Source organism: Pseudomonadota bacterium (assembly GCA_016719885.1).
In the GTDB taxonomy this organism is placed as follows: Bacteria; Pseudomonadota; Gammaproteobacteria.
This window is the reverse complement of sequence record JADJYF010000008.1, coordinates 184,462-205,162: the sequence shown is the minus strand read 5'-3', so window position 1 is coordinate 205,162 and position 20,701 is coordinate 184,462. Positions and strand designations below refer to the sequence as shown.

Annotated in this window: 19 protein-coding genes; 15 read left to right on the top strand and 4 right to left on the bottom strand. The window is 65.5% G+C overall.

Translation table 11 applies throughout. From position 1 onward, the window contains the following. Positions 1–24: 24 nt before the first annotated feature. The 5 genes from IPM80_10145 (at position 25) to IPM80_10125 (ending at position 4,971) form a co-directional block, all read left to right on the top strand. Positions 25–1,566, top strand: coding sequence for a monooxygenase (locus IPM80_10145; GenBank protein ID MBK8958779.1), 1,542 nt, complete (start codon positions 25–27; stop codon positions 1,564–1,566). Next, positions 1,563–2,648, top strand: a complete 1,086-nt coding sequence (locus IPM80_10140) for a monooxygenase (GenBank protein MBK8958778.1) — start codon at positions 1,563–1,565, stop codon at positions 2,646–2,648. The genes IPM80_10145 and IPM80_10140 overlap by 4 nt, the downstream gene beginning before the upstream one ends. Beyond that, complete coding sequence (locus tag IPM80_10135; protein MBK8958777.1) at positions 2,645–2,959, top strand: MmoB/DmpM family protein; 315 nt, start codon at positions 2,645–2,647, stop codon at positions 2,957–2,959. The genes IPM80_10140 and IPM80_10135 overlap by 4 nt, the downstream gene beginning before the upstream one ends. A gap of 28 nt (positions 2,960–2,987) precedes the next feature. Next, on the top strand, positions 2,988–4,010 hold the full coding sequence (locus IPM80_10130; protein MBK8958776.1) for a 2Fe-2S iron-sulfur cluster binding domain-containing protein: 1,023 nt from the start codon (positions 2,988–2,990) through the stop codon (positions 4,008–4,010). 649 nt (positions 4,011–4,659) lie between these two features. After that, the gene (locus tag IPM80_10125) at positions 4,660–4,971 is read left to right on the top strand and encodes a PEP-CTERM sorting domain-containing protein (GenBank protein MBK8958775.1); all 312 of its coding nucleotides are present in this window, start codon (positions 4,660–4,662) and stop codon (positions 4,969–4,971) included. Between the two features lie 44 nt (positions 4,972–5,015). Here IPM80_10125 and IPM80_10120 read toward each other — a convergent pair whose 3' ends face one another. Next, entirely contained in the window at positions 5,016–5,972 is a 957-nt protein-coding gene (locus tag IPM80_10120) for an FAD:protein FMN transferase (GenBank protein MBK8958774.1), read from the bottom strand. Positions 5,973–6,355: 383 nt separating this feature from the next. On the opposite strand from IPM80_10120, the gene IPM80_10115 reads away from it, so the two are divergent. The 7 genes from IPM80_10115 (at position 6,356) to IPM80_10085 (ending at position 15,044) form a co-directional block, all read left to right on the top strand. Continuing rightward, positions 6,356–8,323 carry a nitrous-oxide reductase gene (locus tag IPM80_10115; GenBank protein ID MBK8958773.1) on the top strand — a complete coding sequence of 656 codons (1,968 nt, stop codon included), beginning with the start codon at positions 6,356–6,358 and terminating at the stop codon, positions 8,321–8,323. Between the two features lie 198 nt (positions 8,324–8,521). Then, positions 8,522–11,140: a regulatory protein NosR gene (locus IPM80_10110; GenBank protein MBK8958772.1), complete on the top strand. Its 2,619-nt coding sequence runs from the start codon at positions 8,522–8,524 to the stop codon at positions 11,138–11,140. Positions 11,141–11,156: 16 nt separating this feature from the next. Next, the gene (locus IPM80_10105; protein ID MBK8958771.1) at positions 11,157–12,437 is read left to right on the top strand and encodes a nitrous oxide reductase family maturation protein NosD; all 1,281 of its coding nucleotides are present in this window, start codon (positions 11,157–11,159) and stop codon (positions 12,435–12,437) included. Next, on the top strand, positions 12,409–13,353 hold the full coding sequence (locus IPM80_10100; GenBank protein ID MBK8958770.1) for an ABC transporter ATP-binding protein: 945 nt from the start codon (positions 12,409–12,411) through the stop codon (positions 13,351–13,353). Before IPM80_10105 ends, IPM80_10100 begins: the two co-directional genes overlap by 29 nt. 11 nt (positions 13,354–13,364) lie before the next feature. Next, positions 13,365–14,180 (top strand): ABC transporter permease, encoded by an 816-nt coding sequence (locus tag IPM80_10095; protein ID MBK8958769.1) that lies wholly within the window; start codon positions 13,365–13,367, stop codon positions 14,178–14,180. Further along, positions 14,177–14,692, top strand: a complete 516-nt coding sequence (locus IPM80_10090) for a nitrous oxide reductase accessory protein NosL (GenBank protein ID MBK8958768.1) — start codon at positions 14,177–14,179, stop codon at positions 14,690–14,692. Before IPM80_10095 ends, IPM80_10090 begins: the two co-directional genes overlap by 4 nt. A 61-nt stretch (positions 14,693–14,753) precedes the next feature. Continuing rightward, positions 14,754–15,044, top strand: a complete 291-nt coding sequence (locus IPM80_10085) for a hypothetical protein (protein MBK8958767.1) — start codon at positions 14,754–14,756, stop codon at positions 15,042–15,044. Between the two features lie 145 nt (positions 15,045–15,189). Here IPM80_10085 and IPM80_10080 read toward each other — a convergent pair whose 3' ends face one another. The 3 genes from IPM80_10080 to IPM80_10070 all read right to left on the bottom strand — a co-directional run bounded on the left by IPM80_10080 (position 15,190) and on the right by IPM80_10070 (position 17,054). Continuing rightward, positions 15,190–15,831 (bottom strand): DUF1109 domain-containing protein, encoded by a 642-nt coding sequence (locus IPM80_10080; protein MBK8958766.1) that lies wholly within the window; start codon positions 15,829–15,831, stop codon positions 15,190–15,192. Next, complete coding sequence (locus IPM80_10075; GenBank protein MBK8958765.1) at positions 15,828–16,400, bottom strand: sigma-70 family RNA polymerase sigma factor; 573 nt, start codon at positions 16,398–16,400, stop codon at positions 15,828–15,830. Before IPM80_10075 ends, IPM80_10080 begins: the two co-directional genes overlap by 4 nt. Before the next feature lie 177 nt (positions 16,401–16,577). Further along, entirely contained in the window at positions 16,578–17,054 is a 477-nt protein-coding gene (locus tag IPM80_10070; GenBank protein MBK8958764.1) for a cytochrome c5 family protein, read from the bottom strand. 276 nt (positions 17,055–17,330) lie between these two features. On the opposite strand from IPM80_10070, the gene IPM80_10065 reads away from it, so the two are divergent. The 3 genes from IPM80_10065 to IPM80_10055 all read left to right on the top strand — a co-directional run bounded on the left by IPM80_10065 (position 17,331) and on the right by IPM80_10055 (position 20,682). Then, on the top strand, positions 17,331–19,070 hold the full coding sequence (locus IPM80_10065) for a PQQ-dependent dehydrogenase, methanol/ethanol family (protein MBK8958763.1): 1,740 nt from the start codon (positions 17,331–17,333) through the stop codon (positions 19,068–19,070). A 69-nt stretch (positions 19,071–19,139) separates the two neighbouring features. Further along, a complete protein-coding gene (locus IPM80_10060) occupies positions 19,140–20,177 on the top strand; it encodes an acyl--CoA ligase (protein ID MBK8958762.1) in 1,038 nt (345 codons plus the stop codon). Then, positions 20,080–20,682, top strand: coding sequence for an AMP-binding protein (locus tag IPM80_10055; GenBank protein MBK8958761.1), 603 nt, complete (start codon positions 20,080–20,082; stop codon positions 20,680–20,682). Before IPM80_10060 ends, IPM80_10055 begins: the two co-directional genes overlap by 98 nt. Positions 20,683–20,701: the final 19 nt, after the last annotated feature.

The window sequence follows — 20,701 nt, the reverse complement described above, 5'->3', positions numbered from 1 at the left end:
TAATCATTTCCTGGGGAGGAAGACATGAAGAGCGCTGATTTCGTCAAGGCCCACGACCGCGTCAAGGACTTCGACTGGCAGGCTTCCTACCAAGCACCGGCATCGCGCTACGACATGCCGTACAAGATTCCTACAAAGACCAGCGATCCTTTCCGACACCTGGTGCGCGATTACTGCTCCATGGAGCGTGACAAGGACGACCGCCAGTACGGCGCCATGAGCGACGTGATGGCGCGCGCCAAGATGCCGGCCAAGGCCTCCGAGCGCTGGACCGAAGTGTTGAAGATTGCCCTGCCGCTGACCTGCTACGCGGAATACGCGGCCATGAAGTGCACCGGCCAATTGGTCGACGCGGTCGACAACGCGGAACTCCGCCAGGGCTATCTCGCGCAGATGATCGACGAAGTGCGGCATGTGAACCAGGAAGCGCACCTGGTGCGCTATCTCGCCAAGCACGCGGTTGACGCCGAAGGCTTCGAGCGCGGTTTCAAGCTGCGCAACACCAATTTCCTGATGCGCGCGAGCCGCGCGGCCTTCGACGGTTTCTTCGCTGGCAACCCGATAGAAGGCGCCCTGAACCTGCAGGTGGTGGCCGAAACCGCCTATACCAATCCCTTGTTCGTGACCCTGACGGAAGTGGCGGCCGCCAACGGCGACCAGGCCACGCCCACCACCTTCCTGTCGGTGCAGTCGGACGAGGCGCGGCACATGGCCAATGGCTATTCGACACTGGCGGCGATTGCCTCGGTGCCGGACAACCTGCCGCGGCTGCAGCGTGATTTCGACGCGGCGTTCTGGCGGCAACATACCTTCCTCGACACCTTCGTGTCGGCGGTCTACGACTACTTCCAGGAAAACCGCGGCGGCTCCTACCTCGAAGCCTGGACCGAGTGGGTGGGCAACGACTGGGGCGGCGGTTATATCGAGCGCCTGGAACCTTTCGGCGTTGCGCTGCCGCGCGGCTGGGCGGAAGCCAAGGAGCGCGTGAAGTGGGTGGGCCACACCGCCATGATGATGCTGGCCGCCACCTGGCCGATGCAGTTCATCCGCATCGATCCCCTGAACGCGCGCGACTTCGACTGGTTCGAATTGAAGTATCCCGGCTGGTACGACCGCTACGGCAAGTTCTGGGAGGCCTATGCCGAGATGAGCGATCCGGCCAACGGCCAGATCCCCTTGTCGCTGTTCGCGAGCATGCCGCCGCTGTGCCGCGTGTGTCACATGCCGTGCGTGTTTCCGCGCCCCGACATCAGCACCGCGCGCATCAAGGATTTCGGCGGACGCAAGCACGCGTTCTGCTCCGACGGCTGTGAGCGCACGTTCGCTTTCGAGCCCCATCGCTATGCGCAAAGCCGTACCTGGGACGAACATTTCGATGGCTATTCGCTGGCCGAATTCATCGAGAAATGCGGTCTCGTCCGCAACGACGGCAAGACCCTGCTGGCGCAGCCCCATCTGCATGCCGACAGGCGCTGGACGCTGGACGACATCCGCCGCCAGCAGTTCTGCATCAGCGATCCGGTGAAGGACATGCCCTCGCAAGGGCCGGTGGTGGTGCTGCAATGAGCACGAGCAACGCCAACACCACCGCCAGCGCCGCCGGCAAGCTGGCGCGCGAATTCACCTTCATCAAGCCCGCCGCGCGGCGCTTGACCGAGTACGAAGCGCTGACGGTGCATCAGCAGCCCGACGCGTGGGGCTTCGACAAGGTCGGCGCCAATCTCGACGACACCGAGTGGTACGTGCTGCGGCCCGACGGCCGCACCCTGTGGGACCAGGCATCGACGCAGCTCCGGCACGACAACTGGTACGCGTTCCGCGATCCGGCCCAGCAATGGCAGCGCACCTATGTGCGTCACCAGGAACAGCAGGAAACCTCCATCGCGCGCATGACCGAGGACGCGGCGCTGGACGGCACGCTCGCGATGCTGTCGGCCGGCTGGGTGAAGAACATGCTGTGCGGTCATTACCGCGCGTGGTCGTTCTTCGAATACGCCATTTTCCGTTCGCTGGCGCCGGCGCAGCGCGAGGCCTTGTCCGACACGCTCGGCAATTTGTTGTGCTTCCAGAGTTTCGATCACCTGCGCCACGCGCAGGACGTGGTCGTGTACCTGGTCGAGCTCGAGAACGTCAACGCGGCGGTCGATGACGCGCTCGGTAAACAGCAGTGGATGAACGCGCCGGCCTACCAGCCGGCGCGCAAGCTGGCCGAGGAGATCATGGCCACCACTGACTGGGCGGAGCTGCTGGTGGGTTTGAACCTGGTGGTCGGCCCGCTGCTGCAACAGGTGGCGGTCAGCGATCTCGTCCGCCGTGGCGCCATGCACAACGACGACGCCGTCGCCCCGCATATCGTCATGACGGCCGAGCGCGATCGACGCCGCAACCTGGCGGCGAGCCAGGCCTTCGTGCGCATGATCACGGCCGAGGGCAGCGCCCATGCCGCGCATAATCGCGGCGTGGTGCAGGGCTGGCTCGACGACTGGAGCGCGCGCGCCGACGCCGCGGTCGTGGCGTTGGCGCCGGTGTTCGAGGCCGCGCCGCAGCCCGCGCTGAGTTTCGCCGCCTCCCGCGACGCGGCGCGTGCCGCCTGCGCCGCCATCATCCGTGAACTCGGCTTCGCGAGCCGACTGGACGGCCAGGCATGAACGCGGTCAGCGGTCGCATCGATGTGTCGCTGGTGCTCATGCAGGGCTCGCCCGAGGCGCAGGCCACGCTCGACGTACTGGAGCGCGACGATCCTTCCCTCCAGGTGGCCGATCACGGCACGTTCTGGAAGATCACCTCGCCGACCGGCCGCATCGAGGTCGATTTGAAGGCCGTCGCCGAGGAGCTCGGCACCGAGCTCAGCATGTCGCAGTGGCTGGTCATCATGTCCACCTATGTCGGACGCGTGATGACCGAGCCGGACCGCTTCATCCTGACCAGCGACGTCACGCAGATCCATCGCGAGCCCTGAACGCCCGCCCCAGTCGGTTGCAACTTTCATGAGTGATGTGGAATACGTCGTCGAGCTCGCGCCCGGCGGCCAGACCTTCAACTGCGGCGAGCACGAGACGATTTTGGATGGCGCGCTGCGCCACGGTATCGAGCTTTCCTATGGCTGCCGCCACGGCCGCTGTTCGACCTGCAAATACCTGGTGGAGGACGGCGAGGTCGATCTCGGCGAGGTGACCGCCTACGCCCTGCCGGAGAACGAACAGGACGCCGGTTGGGCGCTGTTGTGCCGGGCGCGTCCCTTGAGCGACGTCTTGATCCGCGATCATCGTCTGCCCGATGCGCGGGCCTTACCGTTGTTGACGCCCGGCCGTTTCGACGCCGAAGTGGCGGCGGTCACGCAGCTCACACCCGAACTGTGGCAGCTCGACGTCGCCTTGCCGGCGCCGCTCGAATTCTACGCCGGGCAATTCGTCGAACTCGGTCTCGACGGCGCCGACGGCACCGTGTGGCGCAGCTACTCGATGGCCTCACCGCCGTCGTCGGCGCGACGCCTGAGTTTCGTCATGAAGCGCATCGAGGGCGGCGCGTTCTCCGGCGGTCTCGAGCGCATGCAGGCCGGCCAGGCCATCGCGGTGCGCGGTCCGTTCGGCGCGAGCTATCTGCGCGCCGGCACGCGCCCGGTGTTGCTGTGCGCGATAGGCTCCGGTATCGCGCCGATCATGGCCATGCTGCGCGACGCCGCCGAGCGCCAGGATCCGCGCAGTTTTTCGCTTTTCTATGGTGCGCGGCGTCCACAGGACCTGCCCTACCTCGACGAACTGCGCGCAGGGATGGGGGTGAAACTCGATTTCGTGCCGACCCTCGATGGTCTCGAGGACGGCGATGCATGGAGCGGCGCGAGCGGCACCGTCACGCGCGCCGTGCAGCACGCGGTCGACAACGCGCGCGACCTCGACGCCTACCTGTGTGGCGCGCCGCCGATGTGCGAAACGGTCAGCCGCCTGCTGAGCGCCAAGGGCTTGCCGTCCGAACAGCTGTACTTCGATCGCTTCTTCGCGGCTTCCGGTTGACGGTCTGGAGGCGGGTCGCCGCCTTTCGAGGCTGGCGGGAGGCCATCAAACCGGTCGCCATGATGCCCCTGGTCTGTAAAGAAACTCAGAAAACCCACACCATCGGGGTGGTGTAATTGTCTTGAGAAATTTACACGGCGGCGAGCACGGTGACGGCTGGTACGTCCCGACGCTCGGTAAGCGCCTGAATTCGCGTGGCAGATTTTTTCGGGCATGTTCCTTGCTCGGTCGTTGCATCGCTCGCAGAGCATCCTGCTGCGAGACATGCAACCATCCAACCTGAGTGCAAGGAGCCCAGCAGATGAAAAGTCGATTCTTGAGCGCGTTGTTCGCGGTAGCTTTTTCCGGCGTCGCCAGCGCTGGCGTGATCCTGAGCCCCACTGCCATCGTCAACAATTCCTTCGGTGCGGATCCCTTCGGCGGGTTCCCGCAGGACAACATGATGAACCAGTCGAACGTGACACCGTTTGTATCCGGGGTCACCGACTTCTCCGCCTATGTCGCGGGCAACCCGAGCGCGGGCTGCAATAACTGCGGTGGGCAGTACTTCGGTTTAAGCGCACCCGGCGACATCGATTTCGATCTCGGTGGCTCCTACCTGGTCAATGCCATCGGCCTGTTCAATGGCAGCTACCGTGGTATCACTTCGATGGACGTCTTTACGTCCATGGTCGCGGATTTCAGCGTCGATACGCTGGTAGGTTCCTTCGCCATGGCGACTATCGATGACCCCAATGCGGACGTTCCCGTCTCCGTATTGGATCTGAACGATACGAACGCGCGTTATGTCCGCTTCCATATCAATTCGTTCTCCAACCTCGACTCATGCAATTGCCTGGGCATTTCCGAAGTGACGTTCGAAGTCAATGGTACGGCGGTTCCCGAACCGACCAGCCTGGGGTTGACGGGCGCAGCCCTGCTGGGTCTGGTGTACGCGCGCAGGCGGCGCACCGAGGGCTAACACCTGCCGCAGGCCCGACCTTGCCGTGCGGGCCTGCGCCAAGTTCAGCGTCGCGCCGGAAAACCGGCGCTGGCGCGGGCGCGAAATCCCTCGCCATCGCGCAGCAGGAACAGCACTTCGAGCTTGTGCCGGGCGGCGACGGCGAGCGCGCGCTCGGCGCCCAGCACCATGAAAGCCGTCGCATAGGCATCGGCCAGCATGCACGAGGCGTGCAGCACGCTCACCGAGGCCACGTCGTTGCTGACCGGCTGGCCGCTCGCGGGGTCGATTTCGTGGGAGTAGCGACGGCCCTGGTATTCGAAAAAGTTGCGGTAATCGCCCGAGGTGGCGAGCGCGGTATCGGTAAGGGGCAGCACTCGCTCGATACGGTCGACATCGGCGCGCGGTAGCGCCACGCCCACCTGCCACGGCCGGCCCTCGGCGTTATGACCGCGGGCGCGCACCTCACCACCGATGTCGACCAGGTAGTCCGTGATGCCGGCGCGCTCGAGCAGTTCAGCGACCTGGTCGACCGCGTAACCCTTGGCGATGGCCGACAGGTCGAGATAGACGTCGCCGCGCGCCTTGCGTAGCCGCGGCGGCGCGTCCGCCAGTTCAAGCTGCCGGTAGCCGACGCGGGCTTGGGTGTCGCGCAAGGCGCCCGTTGAGGGCGGCGCATCAACGCGAGCCTGCGCACCGAAACCCCACAGGTTCACCAACGGCCCGACCGTGATGTCGAAGGCGCCATCGGTGGCGATGCTGACCTGTCGCGCCGCCTGCAACACGGTAAAGAGCTCGCCCGACACCGGCAGCCAGTCGCGACTCGGGTTGGCATTCAAAAGCGACAGCTCGGACTGCGGCCGGTAGGTCGACATCTGCCCGTTGATGCGTTCGAGCAGTGCGTCGATACGCCGCCTGAGATCGCTCGCCGCCGGCGTCGCCGTGACCACGCTCACCTGCCAGGTGGTGCCCATGGTCTCGCCGCGCAGACGCAGCGCATCGGCCGTCGCCGCCTGGGCCATCGCAAGCGCCAGCCACGCCAGCGACACCAGTCTCACCAACATCGCTCTCGACATCTTCAATCTCGTTACAGGCCCCTGCCGGCCGCGCCATTGTCCCGCGCGGTCCACGCCATGCCCACGCCCGCGCCGATTCGCTACCCAGCCCATGAGATTTTCGTGGTTTGAATTTCGAGGAACTGGAATTAATCCTCAAAATTTTTGTGGATAGGGCTTTGATATCGATCAATGCGATTTCAGGTCTCGCGGCCGACATTACTGCTGCGACAAAATGTCGCAGTGACGAGCCGCGGGGAGCGACAGACACCCCGGCATGCATCGTCCCAATTCTGTGCGACGCCGTCTCGGACCGCGGCGCACTCCGCGACGCAAGAGGAGTAAAAAAGATGAAGAACAAGGGGCATGAACCGGGCGACCAATTGGACGTCAATCGTCGTCGCTTCCTGAATACCGCCGCCGCCGCCGGTGTGGCCGGCACCGGTATGGCCTTGGGCATGGCCGCCTGTTCCAAGCAGGAGGCCGCCGCCCCCGCCGCGGCGCCCGCCGCCAGCGCAGCCGCACCGGCACCCGCCGCGGCGGCCGCGCCGACCGCTGACCCGGCCGCCGCCACCCATCTCAAGCCCGGCGAACTCGACACCTATTACGGCCTGTGGAGCGGTGGCCACACCGGCGACCTGCGCGTGCTGGGGCTGCCGTCCGGCCGCGAGATCCTGCGCGTGCCGTGCTTCACGCCCGACGCTCTCATCGGCTGGGGCATCACCAACGAGTCGAAGAAGATCATGGGCACCAAGCCCGATGGTCACCTGCGTTACACGGTCGGCGACACCCACCACGTGCATGCGTCCTACAAGGACGGCAATTACGACGGCCGCTACGCCTGGATCAACGACAAGATCAACAGCCGTATCGCGCGCATCCGGCTCGACTACTTCATCTGTGACAAGATCACCGAGCTGCCCAATATCCAGGGTTTTCACGGCATCTTTCCCGACAAGCGCGACCCGGTGGACCCGGCCATCAACTACACCACGCGCGTGTTCTGCGGCGCCGAGTTCGCCATTCCCCAGGCCAATGACGGCCAGGACCTCGAGGCCACCGACAAGTACCGTTCGCTGTTCACCTGCGTAGACGCCGAAACCATGGACGTGCGCTGGCAGGTGCTGATCGACGGCAACTGCGATCTCACCGCGAGTTCCTACGACGGCAAGCTGGCCGCCACCAACCAGTACAACACCGAAGGCGGCGCGCACTACGAGGACATGATGTCCGCCGAGCGTGACGGCTGCCTGTTCTTCCATGTCGCGCGCATCGAGCAGGCGGTCAAGGACGGCAAGTTCACCACCATCGGCGACTCCAAGGTACCGGTGGTGGACGGCACGCTGGCAGCCAATGCCGATCCCAAGACCGCGCTGGTCGGCCGCGTGTCGGTGCCGAAGAATCCCCACGGCGTGAATGCCTCGCCGGACGGCAAGTACTTCATCTGCGCCGGCAAGCTCTCGCCCACCGCCACGGTGATCGAACTGGCCAAGGTGCTGGACTGGTTCGACGGCAAGCTCGACAGCCTCGACAAGTCCATCGTCGCCGAAGTGGAACTGGGTCTCGGGCCCTTGCACACCGCTTTCGACGGGCGCGGCAACGCCTATACCACCCTGTTCCTCGACAGCCAGGTGGTGAAATGGAATGTCGATGCGGCGATCAAGTTCCATGGCGGCGACAACAAGTCGCAATACGTGATTGACCGCGTCGACGTGCAGTACCAGCCGGGCCACATCAACGCCTCGCAGTCCGAGACCATGGCCGCCGACGGCAAGTGGCTGGCGGTGGGCTGCAAGTTCTCCAAGGACCGTTACCTGCCGGTCGGCCCCATGCATCCCGAGAACGAGCAGTTGATCGATATCTCCGGCGACAAGATGGTGCTGGTGTCGGATCACCCGGTGCGTCCGGAACCCCATGACTTCATCATCTTCAAGCGCGAGCTGCTGCAGCCCAAGCAGGTCTACAACATCGACGACTTCCCGCTGGCGGTGAAGGACGCGAAGGACACCGGCGTGACGCGCGACGGCAAGAAGGTGACGGTGCGCATTGCCTCCCAGGCGCCGACCTTCACGCCTCGCGAGTTCAAGGTGAAAGTGGGCGACGAGGTGACCGTCATCCTTACCAACCTCGACAAGGTCGAGGATCTGTCCCATGGCTTCGCATTGCCGAAACACAACATCAATTTCGTGGTGAATCCCCAGGAGACCGCGTCGGTCACCTTCACCGTCGAGAAAGCCGGTGTGTACTGGTACTACTGCACGCATTTCTGCCATGCGTTGCACCTGGAAATGCGCGGCCGCATGCTGGTCGAGGCCTGACCAACGCCCTGGCCCCGTCGCTTGGCGACGGGGCCAGGCTGCATGGAGCTGGTCTCACATTGTGAGACCAGCTCTATACTTCACCCAACCCGCACAGGATGACACGGGGATCGCGTGGCGTCGGTGTTCGGGATCGGAATTGACTCACCGCCCGGGCCGCAACACGCCTGCTCCATGAAGATGTCTGGAGGTAAGGCCATGACGCCTTCTTTCACCCTGGTTCGCTGCTGGCTGGCGCTGCTCCTGGTGTGCGCGTCGCCGCTGGCGCTCGCCAACGCCTACGACGCCAAGCTGCCGGAAGAACTGCACAGCTCGCCCAAGCTCTGCGATTACGCGCCCTGCGCCGAGGTATTTCCCGGCGCCATGAGTTTTTCCGAGCGCAAGGGCAACCCGCCCTACGTCGAAGCCTATGGCGAACAGGACGGCAAGCCGGCGCTGCTGGGCTACGTCGTGCTGTCGACCGACGTCACCGATACGCCGGCCTATTCGGGCAAGCCGGTGGTCACTCTGATTGGCCTGGACAAGGGCGGCCGCTTCGTCGGCACCAAGGTCTTGAAGCATTCCGAGCCCATCCTCCTGCTCGGCATTCCGGAGGGTGCGCTCACCAAGTTCCTCGATCAGTATCTCGGCAAGCACGTCGGCGACGACATCCAGGTCGGTGGCGTCAGCGATGACAACGGCCATGTCGGCCTCGACGCGATCTCCGGCGCCACCGTCACCGTCATCGCCGAGAACCAGGTGATGATGGCCTCGGCGCAGGCGGTGGCGCGCCAGGTCGGCATTCTCGCGCCGACCGTGCGCGAGCCGCCGCGGTACATCGACCGCGCGCGCAATCTCGATTGGGCAAGCCTGGTCGCCGAGGGCAGCGTGCGGCAGTTGGTGGTGGCGCCCGAAGCGGTCGGCCTGCCGGCGGGCCCGACGCCCTTCATCGAGTTGTGGTTCGGCTGTCTCAACCAGCCGGACATCGGCCGCGCGGTTCTCGGCGAGGCGGGTTACAAGGCGCTCATGGCGCGGCTCAAGGACGACGAGACCGCGCTGTTCGTGATCCGCACCGCCGGCCAGGAATCGTTCAAGGGTTCGGGCTTCGTGCGTGGCGGCATCTATGATCGCGTGCAGGTGCGCCAGGGCAGCGATGCCTTCACGTTTCGCGATACCGATTATCTCAATCTCTACGGCGTAGCCGCCGCCGGTGCACCGCGCTTCGACGAGTCGGCGGTGTTCATCGTGCGCTCCAAGGCTTTCTCGCCCGCCTATCCCTGGCAGCTGGTGTTTCTCGGCAATCGCGTCGATCGCGAAAGCGGCGCGCGCAGCTTCGCCAATTTCACCGCCGAGTACTGGTTGCCCGCCGCGACCCTGCAAGACGGCCGGCCGCGCATCCTGCTGCCCGATCCGACCTGGCTCAAGATCTGGAAATCGCGCATCGTCGAAATCGTCGCCTTCACGGCGCTGCTGGTGATGGTGGCGGTGGTGTATGCGTTGCGCGACAAGCTCACGCGCCGTTCCACCCACCACAACAAGTGGCCGGTCAACGGCTTCAAGTACGCGGCCTGGCTCATCAGCATAGGCGCGGTCGGCTTCGGCCTGCTCGCGCAGCCGTCCATCACCCAGGTGCTGACCTGGTTTCACTCGCTGCTGTTCAAGTGGACCTGGGAGCTGTTCTTAAGCGACCCGTTCATTTTCATTTTCTGGATCTTCATCATCGTCACGGTGTTCATCTGGGGCCGCGGCTTGTTCTGCGGCTGGCTGTGCCCGTTCGGCTCGATGTCGGAACTCATCTATAAAGTCAGTGGCAAGCTCGGCCTCGGGCGCTGGCAGGGCCATTTGCCGATGCGCTGGCACAATCGTCTGAAATGGGTGAAGTACGGGATATTCTTCGCGCTGCTGACGGTGTCGATGTTCTCCATGTCGCTGGCCGAGACTCTGGCCGAGATCGAGCCGTTCAAGACCACTTTCCTGGTCGGCATGTTCAACCGCAGCTGGCCCTACACCCTGTTCGTGGCGGTGCTGCTCGGCCTGTCGATATTCATCGAGCGGCCGTTCTGCAAATACCTGTGCCCGCTGGGCGCGGCGCTCGCCATGCCGTCGACGTTTCGCTGGTACGGCTTGAAGCGCAAGCAGGAATGCGCGAGCTGCCATGCCTGCGCCAAGGGCTGCGGCTCGCTGGCCATCGACAGCGACGGGCGCATCGATCATCGCGAATGCCTGCATTGCCTGGACTGCATGATTCTCTATACCGACGCGGGCACCTGTCCGCCCTTGGTGCACGAGCGTAAGCGCCGCACCAAGGCCGGCCTGGAACTCACGCCGATAGGCGCCGACGGCTATTACATACCGATCAAGTCCGTACCCTACGAGGCGCCGGTCGCGCGCGGCCACGCGCCGCGCAGCACGGTCGATCCGCGTCTGCCCACCGATCCGGTCACGCCGCCTTACGCGGTGCCGGCGGGTGTGATGCAATGGCTGTGGAATGAACTCATCGATCACCTGTGGCCGTGGAGCCGCACGGGCTTCCAGGCGCAGCGCACGCTGCAGGCAGCCGGCTTCGCGCTGGCGGTGGGCGCGACCCTGGTATGGGTGCTGGCGGCCGCCGGTCGTATCGAGGCGGTGGTGGTGATGGCCTGGTGGTTCACCTGGAGCGTGTTCGAAGTGATGGTGCGTCTCGGTGGCAAGCGTTACGTGAAGGACGGACCGTGGTGGCAGCGCCATTACCGCGTGGCGAGCATCATGGACATGCTGTGCTATGTCGGTTTCAAGAACCTCCTGATCGGCGCCAGCCTGTTCCTGGTGTTGAAGGCGATGGGCATCCTGTCGCTATGAACCACGCGTGCCGGTGATGGTGGTCCGCGGGCGCGGGCGCGCTCTGGCCGCCGGCTGCCTGATGCTGGTGAGCGTTGCCAGCGCGGCGCGCACCTGGCAGGTCGCGCCGGGCAGCGCCATACAAAGCGCCATCGACGCGGCGGCGGCCGGCGACACGCTCGAGATCGCGCGCGGTCACTACCGCGAGAATCTCGAGCTCGGCAAGCCCCTCACGCTGCGCGGCATCGGTCGCCCGGTCATCGACGGTGGTCTCAAGGGCAATACCATCGCCGTGTTCGCCGAGCACGTCACGCTCGAAGGTCTCGACGTGCGCGATTCCGGCGACAGCCTGCGCGAGCAGAACGCCGGCATCTACTTGAAGCCCGGCGCCCATCACGCCACGGTGCGCGACTGCGTGTTGAGCTACAACCTGTTCGGCCTGTGGATAGAAAAGGCCGACCACGCCACCATCGAAAACAACAACATCACCGGCAAGCGCGACTACCGCAGTTCACAACGCGGCAACGGCATCCAGCTCTACAATGCCCAGCATGCGCGCATCATCGGCAATCACATCTCGTTCGTGCGCGACGCCATCTATGTCGATGTGTCGCACGACGCGCTGTTCCAGAACAATCGCCTGCATCACAGCCGCTACGGCACCCACTACATGAATTCCTACCGTAACCTGTGGGAAGGCAACGACAGCTGGATGAACCGCGGCGGGCTGGCCCTGATGGAGGTGCGTGACCAGGTGGTGCGCAACAACCGCGCGTGGGCCAATTCCGACCATGGCATCATGCTGCGCACCATCCAGGACGCGGTGGTGGAGAACAACGTCGTCGCCGGCAACGTGCAAGGCCTGTTCGTCTACGACGCCGAGTACAACACCCTGCGCCACAACCTGGTGGTCGACAACCTGATCGGCGTGCGGCTGTGGGCGGGCTCGAAGAACAACACCGTCGAGGGCAACGACTTCATCGCCAATCGCGACCAGGTGCGTTATGTCGGCGCGCGCGATGAGCCATGGGGCGGCAAACTCGGCAATTTCTGGAGCAATTATCTCGGCTGGGATCGCGATGGCGACGGCCGCGGCGACGTGCCCTACGAGGCCAACGACCTGGTCGATCGTTTGAGCTGGCGCTACCCGACCGTGCAGCTGCTACTGGCGAGTCCCGCCATCCAGACCTTGCGCCTGGTCGGCCGACAGTTTCCGATCCTGCGCGCACCGAGCGTGGTCGACGCCCATCCGCGCATGCAACCGAACCACCGTGACTGGAGAGACTGGCTTGGCAGAACCTACCCCGGCAGCCGCTGACCGCGCCGTGCCGCGCGCGCTGGTCGAGGTGCGCGACGCCAGCAAACATTACGGCGCGGTGCACGCGCTGGACGGCGTCACGCTCGATATCGTGCCCGGCGAAGTGTTCGGCCTCATCGGCCACAACGGCGCCGGCAAGTCGACCCTGTTCAAGATGATGATGGGTTTGATCGCGCCGAGCAGCGGCACGATTCGCATCGACGGCGTGGCGGTGGACGGTGTCGACTTCCGCGAAGTGCGACGTCGCATCGGCTACCTGCCGGAGAACGTGGTGTTCTACGACAACTTGAACGCGCTCGAGACCTTGCACTTCTTTGCCAGGCTTAAGGGCATCGGCCCGTCCGGGCATCGCGCGCTGCTGGAGCGGGTCGGACTCGGCGCCGCCGCCACGCGCCGCATCCGCGAATATTCCAAGGGCATGCGTCAGCGGCTGGGCTTTGCCCAGGCGCTGCTGGGCCAACCGCGTCTGTTGTTCCTCGACGAGCCGACCAATGGTCTCGATCCGGACGGCATACGCGAGTTCTACGCGATCCTCGCCGAACTCCGCGCCGACGGCGTGACCATCGTGCTGACCTCGCACATCCTCGCCGAGATCCAGCAGCGTGTGGACCGCCTCGCGATCATCGCCGCCGGTCGCGTGCGTGCGGTCGGCGCGCTCGGCGAATTGCGCGGCCAGGCGGATTTGCCGCTGTGGTTCGACATCGACTGCGAGGCCGCCGTCGTACCGGCGCTGCGCGCGGCGCTGGCGTCCTTGCCGGCCACGGTGCACGAGGTCGGCGCCGGCTTGCGCATCGCCTGTGCGCGCCAGCACAAGCTCGCCGTGCTGCAAGCCGTAGGCGGCCTGGCCGCGCGTTTGCGCGACTTCCAGGTCAGGGAAGCGTCGCTGGAAGATCTTTTTTTCGGACTGTCGTCATGAGCATTCTGCAATTGCAACGTCGCCAGGTGGCGACCATCGCCGGCAAGGAATTCTGGGATCGCATCCGCAGCCTGTGGGTGCTGGCCATCGCGCTGGTGTTCACGGTGTTTGCGCTGGTCATCGCCTATTTCGGCGGCGCGCAGCAGGGCATGGTCGGCTTTCGATCGATGGAATTCACCATCGCGAGCCTGGTCAGCCTGGTCATCTATCTCATCCCGCTCATCGCGCTGGTGCTGGGTTTCGATGCCATCGTCGGCGAGCGTGAGCGCGGTTCACTCGACCTCTTGCTGTCGATGCCGATCACGCGCTTCGAACTGTTGCTCGGCAAGTATCTCGGCCTCGCCGCCGCGCTGGCGTTTTCGACGGTGGCGGGTTTCGGCCTGGTGGCGGTGGTGTTGGCCAGCCATCTCGATCTCAACGGCCTTGCCCACTTCGGCCTGTTCATGGCGAGCTCGGTGCTGCTGGGACTCGCATTCCTGAGCCTGGCCGTCAGCGTGTCGGTGTTCGCCAGCGATCGCACGCGCGCCTCGGGGCTCGCCATCGCGCTGTGGTTCTTCTTCGTGCTGATGTTCGATTTGATCCTGCTGGGCGTGCTGGTGGTGGGCAGCGGCGGTACGGGCGGCGACTGGTTCGCGTGGCTGTTGCTGCTCAATCCGGCCGACGTGTTCCGCGTGCTGAACATCGCCAGTCTCGATGAAGTCGGCGCGCTGTACGGCCTGGCCACGGTGTTTCCGCGCCAGCTCGCCCATCCTGGCTTGTTGTGCGCGGTGCTGCTGGCGTGGAGCGTGCTGCCCTTGAGTATTGCCGCGTGGAGGTTTCGTCGATGAACAAGTTCGCCCGTCACGGCCTGCTGCTGGCCGCGCTTGCGCTCGGCGCCTGCGGCGAGTCGACGCCGTCGAGCACCCAGGCGGCGGTCGACACCGAGGCCGGCACCAGCTGCGCGCTGGACGGCATGTTGCTCGCCGATTTCCCCGGCCCCAAGGCGCAGATGCAGTACGCCGGCCAGGATGCGCCGGACTTCTTCTGCGACACGGTCGAGATGTTCCACCTGTATCTCAATCCCGAGCAGGTGCGTGCCGTGCGCGCGCTCTACGTGCAGGACATGGGCGCGGCCGACTGGGATGAACCCAAGGGCCACTGGATAGACGCCAAGCAGGCCTTCTACGTGGTGGGCAGCAAGCGCCGCGGTTCCATGGGACCGACCATCGCGTCCTTCGCCCGCCAGGGCGACGCCGAGAAATTCGCCGGCGAATTCGGTGGCAAGGTCTATCCCTTCAGCGGCATCACCGCCGACATGGCGGTGCTGGACGGCGGCGCCCTGCACGATACCCACATGTAATCCGCGCTTGCGCGAATTGGCTTATGCTGGCGCGCAAGCTCAACGAATCGAGGAATCAGGCATGGCTGGCAGATGGATGGGCGTGGCGCTCTTGGTGCTCGGCATGGTGGCGGGCTGCGCGCAGGTGGGCGATGGTCCGCCGCCGGCCAATCTCGCCGCCAATCCCGATCGTTTCTCTTTCAAGATAGAAGTGGCAGGCAGCCTGGCCGGCCAGACGACCGACGAACGGGCGCGCAAGGAGATCGAGTTCTACCGCACCCACCATGGCTACAACTCCTACGAGATCGTGAGCAAGACCCCGCAGGGCACACCGCCGACGCATGTCAACTACGAGGTGCAGTTCGCGAAGTAGGAGCGTTGCATCGATGCGCCGGCCTGTAGGTGCGAATTCATTCGCACATCAGTCGCGGTGTCAGGCTGAAGCCTGACCCACCCCCGGGCGGGGGGGTGACGGCTGTGGTTCGTCTGACATCGTGAAAGAATTCGCAGGCATGCCATCACCAACGCAGCACGCGCGGCCCGATTACCACGCCCAGCACTGTCGGCATGGCGATGCCGAGCGCGTACCACACGGCGATGAAAGGCGGCGCCATCTCCGGGCAGTGCACGCAATAGACCAGCGTCGCCAGCGCGCCGGCCAGTAGACCACTGGCGGCGCCGGCCAGGCGCAGGTTGACCGGCGCGAGCCCCGACACCGCCCACAACGCGCCGGCCAGCAAGGGCAGGGCAAGCATCGCGATGAGCAGCGGACAGACCGTCCAGGTGGCGCCGAACAGCAGCGCCACGCGTTGCTCGGGCGCGGCGACGAGCAGCGTCAACGCGCCCAGCAACCACACCACCAGCAAGGGACTCAGCGTGGCCGTCGGCGCGCGGCCTAAGGGCATGCCCGGCCGCGACAGGCGCGCGACCATCACCAGGCTCGCCAGCGCCAGGCTGGCGGCGAACAGGCATTTGAACCAGAACATCGGCAGGCGCGTGGCTTCGAGCAGGTCGGGCCGCACGCCGAGGGTCGCCACCATCAGCGCCACGCTGGCGGCGCTGCCCAGCCCCAGGCCCAGCACGAAGCGGCGTTCGACCGCGTGGGGCTCGACGCCGACGTTGCCGCTCGCCAGCATGTTCACCAGTTCGTCGGTTTTCACGTTTGCGCTCCGAACAGGGCGGCCAGTGCTTTCAGGCCGCGATGTACGCCGACCTTGACCGCCGATTCCGACATGCCGGTGGCGGCCGCCGCCTCGGCCACCGACAGACCCTTGAGCTTCATGTGGATGATGGGCAGCCGCTGCTGGCGCGGCAGCCGATCGAGATACAAGGCGAGGTCGCGGCGCGCCTCGGCCGCGTCCAGGTCGGCGTTGGCGAAAAGTTCGCCGTGCTCATCCAGCGGCTCGTGCAGTTGTTCGCGATGGGAGCGGCGGCGCAGCATGTCGATGAGCTTGTACTTGGCGATGGCGTGCACCCAGGCGGTCAAGGGCTGCGCGGCATCGTAGGTGTGTCTTTGGTTGTGCAGGGCCAGCAAGGTCTCCTGCAGCAGGTCTTCGACTTCGTCCGGCAGCCCGTTGAGCCGGCGCCGGAAATAGGCGCGCAGGTGCGCGGTCATGTCCTTCAGAAATCCATGGTAGGCGGCGCCATCGCCGGCCAGTCCGGCGAGCAGTTGCGCGCGCAGTCGCTGTTCCTGGGGATGGGCCGATTCATTGTCCATGGTTCGTTCCATGGCAGCCTTTGGTTACAGGCTGGCCGGATGAATCGCGAGCGCCTGGGCTCGCGCCCGAGCCCGTCGCTCCGGCACCAAGCGGACATGCGTGCCGGGCGCGCGTGAATGTCACGCCGCGGCACGCACGCCCGATTGAACTGCGGATTTCGACAGACCTCAAGCAGCCGCGGGCCGCTTTCAGCTCGACTTGCCGACCATGTAATCGACCGCGGCCTTGACCTCGTCGTCGGTCAGCGCGGTGTTGCCGCCACGCGGCGGCATCATGCCGGCCTGCCCGGTGTAGCCTTCCAGCGCGTGCTTGTAGAGGGTGTCCTTGCCCTGCGCGATGCGCGGCGCCCACTGTTCCTTGTTGCCCGGCATGGGCGCGCCCGCCACACCGGCGGCATGGCACAGCGCGCAGGTCTTGTTGTACACGCCCTTGCCCGCTTCGTCGCCGGCCGGCGCCGCGTCGGCGACCGCGCCGGGCGCCGCCGGGGTGGGCGTGCCGGCCACGGGTTCCGCGGCTACCGGCGGGGTGGTGGGCGTGGCCGGTTCGGCCGGTGTGGCGGCCGGTGCCGGCGCGGCGGCATTGGTCTTGGGCGCGCTGTCGCCCTGGCCACAGGCACTGAGCAGGCCGGCGAGGCCGACGACGACGATGATGGAAGCTTTGTTCATGGCGTTTTTTCTCCGGATTGCGATGACAGCGGCGCCCACGGTTGCGCAATCGATGCCGGCGTCGGGCTGCGTAACGCATTGACCCAGCCCGTTCGTGGCGACCACAAGCGCGCGACGCGGTTGTCCGCGCCCGGCCACCATACCGCAGATCGGCGCGTCGTCGCACTTCGCCGCGGCCCGCGCTTCCCACCTTGAAGGTGAGGTGACGTCAAACCCTTCGCAGCGGCCGAGGTCGCTGGCACACTGCCGACTCCTTTTATTTCCGGATGGCCAGCCATGATCGAAAGTCTGCGCGTCACGCTTCGCCGTGTCGTCACCACCGCCGCGCTCCTGAACGCCGCTGTCACGCTGGCCGCCGACCCGCCGCCGGTGACGCAGGCGCGCCTCGCGGCCGGCAATACCAGCGTCGACGCGGGCGCCGACTGGCTGACCTATGGCGGCAGCTATGCCAACTGGCGCTACAGCCCGCTGGCCGACATCAAGCGCGACAACGTCGCGAAGCTGGCGCCGGTGTGGATGTTCCAGACCGGCGTTCAGGGCCAGGTGGCCGGCTCGCCGGTGGTGGCCGACGGCATGCTGTTCTTCACCGCCGCGCACAACAATCTCTACGGGCTCGACGCCGTCAGCGGCGACGTCAAATGGCATTACGAACATCAAATGCCCGGCGACCTGCGCCTGTGCTGCGGACCGGCCAATCGCGGCGTCGCGATCGCCGGCAACAAGATCTTCATGGCCACGCTCGACGCGCACCTCGTGGCGCTCGAGCGCACCACCGGCAAAGTGTTGTGGAACGTCGCGATGGCGGACTACAAGCTCGGCTTCAGCGCCACCAGCGCGCCGCTGGTGGTGAAGGACATGCTGGTCGTCGGCAACGGCGGCGGTGAATTCGCGACGCGCGGTTTCATCGCGGCCTACGATCTCGAGACCGGCAAGGAGCGCTGGCGGCGTTACACCGTGCCGGCGGCGGGCGAGAAGAATGTCGAGAGCTGGGCCGGTGAAAGCTGGAAGGGCGGCGGTGCGCCGGCGTGGATGACCGGCGCCTACGACGGCGCGAGCAATACGCTCTACTGGTCGACCGGCAATCCGGCGCCGCTGTTCAACGGCGATGCGCGCAAGGGTGACAATCTCTACAGCGATTCGGTGCTGGCGCTCGACGCCGACAGCGGCGAGATCCGTTGGCATTTCCAGGCCACGCCCCACGACGTGTGGGACTACGATGCCACCAACGGCGTGATGCTGGTCGACGTCGAACAGGACGGCAAGAAGCTGCGCGCCGTGACCCAGGCCAATCGCAACGGCTACGTGTACCTGCTCGATGCCGCCACCGGCAAGTTCCTGCGCGGCACCCAGTACATCGAAAACCTGAACTGGTCGAAGGGCCTCGATGCCAACGGCCGCCCGACGGTCGATCCGAAATTCGTGCCGACCGTGGATGGTTTGAAAGAAATGGTGTGCCCGGGCCCGATTGGCGGCAACAATGGCTCGACCACCTATGCCTACAGCCCGACCACGAAGCATCTCTACGTGCCGGTCATCGAGAGCTGCATGTCGCTGGCCAAGGAAGAAGCCGGCATGCATCCCGGCGATCCGAATTTCGGCGGCTCGCTCGGCGACTCCTTCGCGACGCTCGGCAAGGCCTACGGCCACCTGACCGCCATCGACCCGGCGAGCGGCAAGATCAAATGGCGTTATCGGGACCAGCACCCGATGATCGGCGGCGCGCTCGCCACCGCCGGCGGCGTGATCTTCACCGGCAACCAGCAGGGCTATGCGCTGGCGCTGGACGAGGACAGCGGCAAGGTGCTGTGGAAGTTCCAGACCGGTTCGGGCATACGCAGTCAGCCCATCACCTACCGCATCGACGGCCGCCAGTACGTTGCCATCGGCAGCGGTACGGGCGGCGTGGCGGCGACCGTGGTCGGAGAGCCCAAACACGTCACCTTCGGCAGCGCGCTGCTCGTGTTTGCCTTGCCGCAGAATGACTGCCAGCCTGGCGCTGGGCGCCTTGTCAGGTGACGACCCACATTCGCACTTGGTGAAGCCTGACCCACAATGGCGCCACTGTCCGGCTGACGTGTGCGAGGAATGAAATCTCACCTGCCGGGCAACGCCATGCGTCCTCATGACACCGTCGGCCAGCGCACCCTGCTGCGCGCCATCGAGAGCAATGCCGCGCTGCGGCCGCACCATCCGTTCGTCGAATACGGTGAGTTGACCATCACCCATGCGGCCTTTGCCGACGCGGTGCGGCGCGTTGCAAACGGCTTGCTGGCACACGGCATCACGCACGGCCAACGGGTGCTGGCGTTCCTGCCCAATTGTCCGGAATACCTGGTCGTGCGCTTTGCCGTGCAGCGCATCGGCGCGGTGTTCGTGACCTGCAGCAGCCTGTATGTCGACGACGAGATCCGCTACCAGCTCGAGGCCAGCGGCGCGGTGCTGGCCATCACCGACCTGGCCTGCGCCGAGCGCCTGCGCGCCATCGCGGCCGGCGTCGCCAGCGTGCGCGAGGTGTTGCTGCTGGAGCCGGGACGCATGGACGCCAGCACCGTGGATGTGAATGGCTGGTTGTCCAACCAGTCCAGTGAACTGTCGCTGCCGTTCCCGTCGGTCGACGACCTGTCGATGCTGATGTACACCTCGGGCACCACGGCCAGGCCCAAGGGCGTGATGTTCACCCACGGCAACGAGATGTTCTCGTCCCTGGGGATAGCCAACGCCTTTGCCTACACGCGTTTCGAGCGGCTGCTGCATTACTTCCCGCTCTATCACATCAATGGCGGCCTGGCCCTGCTCGGGCCGTTGATCCTGCGCGGCGCGACCATGGTCATGGCGCCGAAGTTCTCTGCTTCGACGTTTGCGCAAACCCTGGTCGAAGCCCGCATCACCATGGCGGCGATGAATGCCACGCACGTTAAGATGCTGCTCAACCAGCCGCCGAGTCCTTACGACGCGCGGCACGCGGTGTATCGCGCCCAGTTCGCCTTGCCGCTCGATCTCGAACGACGTAGGTCTGACCGAAGGCATGGGCATTTGCATCGCCTCGCCCATCGACGCGCTGTGGAAGCCGGGCAGCGCCGGCCTGCCGTTTCCCGGCTACCAGCTGCGCCTCGTCGACGATGAGGGCCGCGACGTCGCGTGCGGCGAGCCCGGACAATTGCTGCTGCAATGCCAGTCGCGTCATGGCCTGACGCAAGGCTATTTCGAAGACCCCGAGGCCAGCGCCGAGCTGTTGCGCGACGGTTGGCTGCATACCGGCGATGTCGGTCAACTCGACGAGGATGGTTATTTCTATTTCCTCGAGCGCGAGAAGGACATGATCAAGCGCTCGGGTTTCAATGTCGCGGCGGCGGAAGTCGAACGCGTGCTGCTCGCTCACGCCAGCGTGCGCGAGGCGGCGGTGGTCGGCATTCCTGACGACATGCGCGAAGAGGCGATCGTGGCGTTCGTGGTGGCGGCTCCCGGCGCCGCCACCGACGCCGCGCAGTTGCGCGCGCACTGCGCGACCGCGCTCGCGCCCTACAAGGTGCCGGAACACGTCGTGACGCTGGACGCCATGCCCGAGAATTTTCTTGGCAAGGTCGAAAAGAAGCTGCTGCGCCAAATGGCGCGCGAGCGCTTCGTGTAGGTGCGAATGCATTCGCACA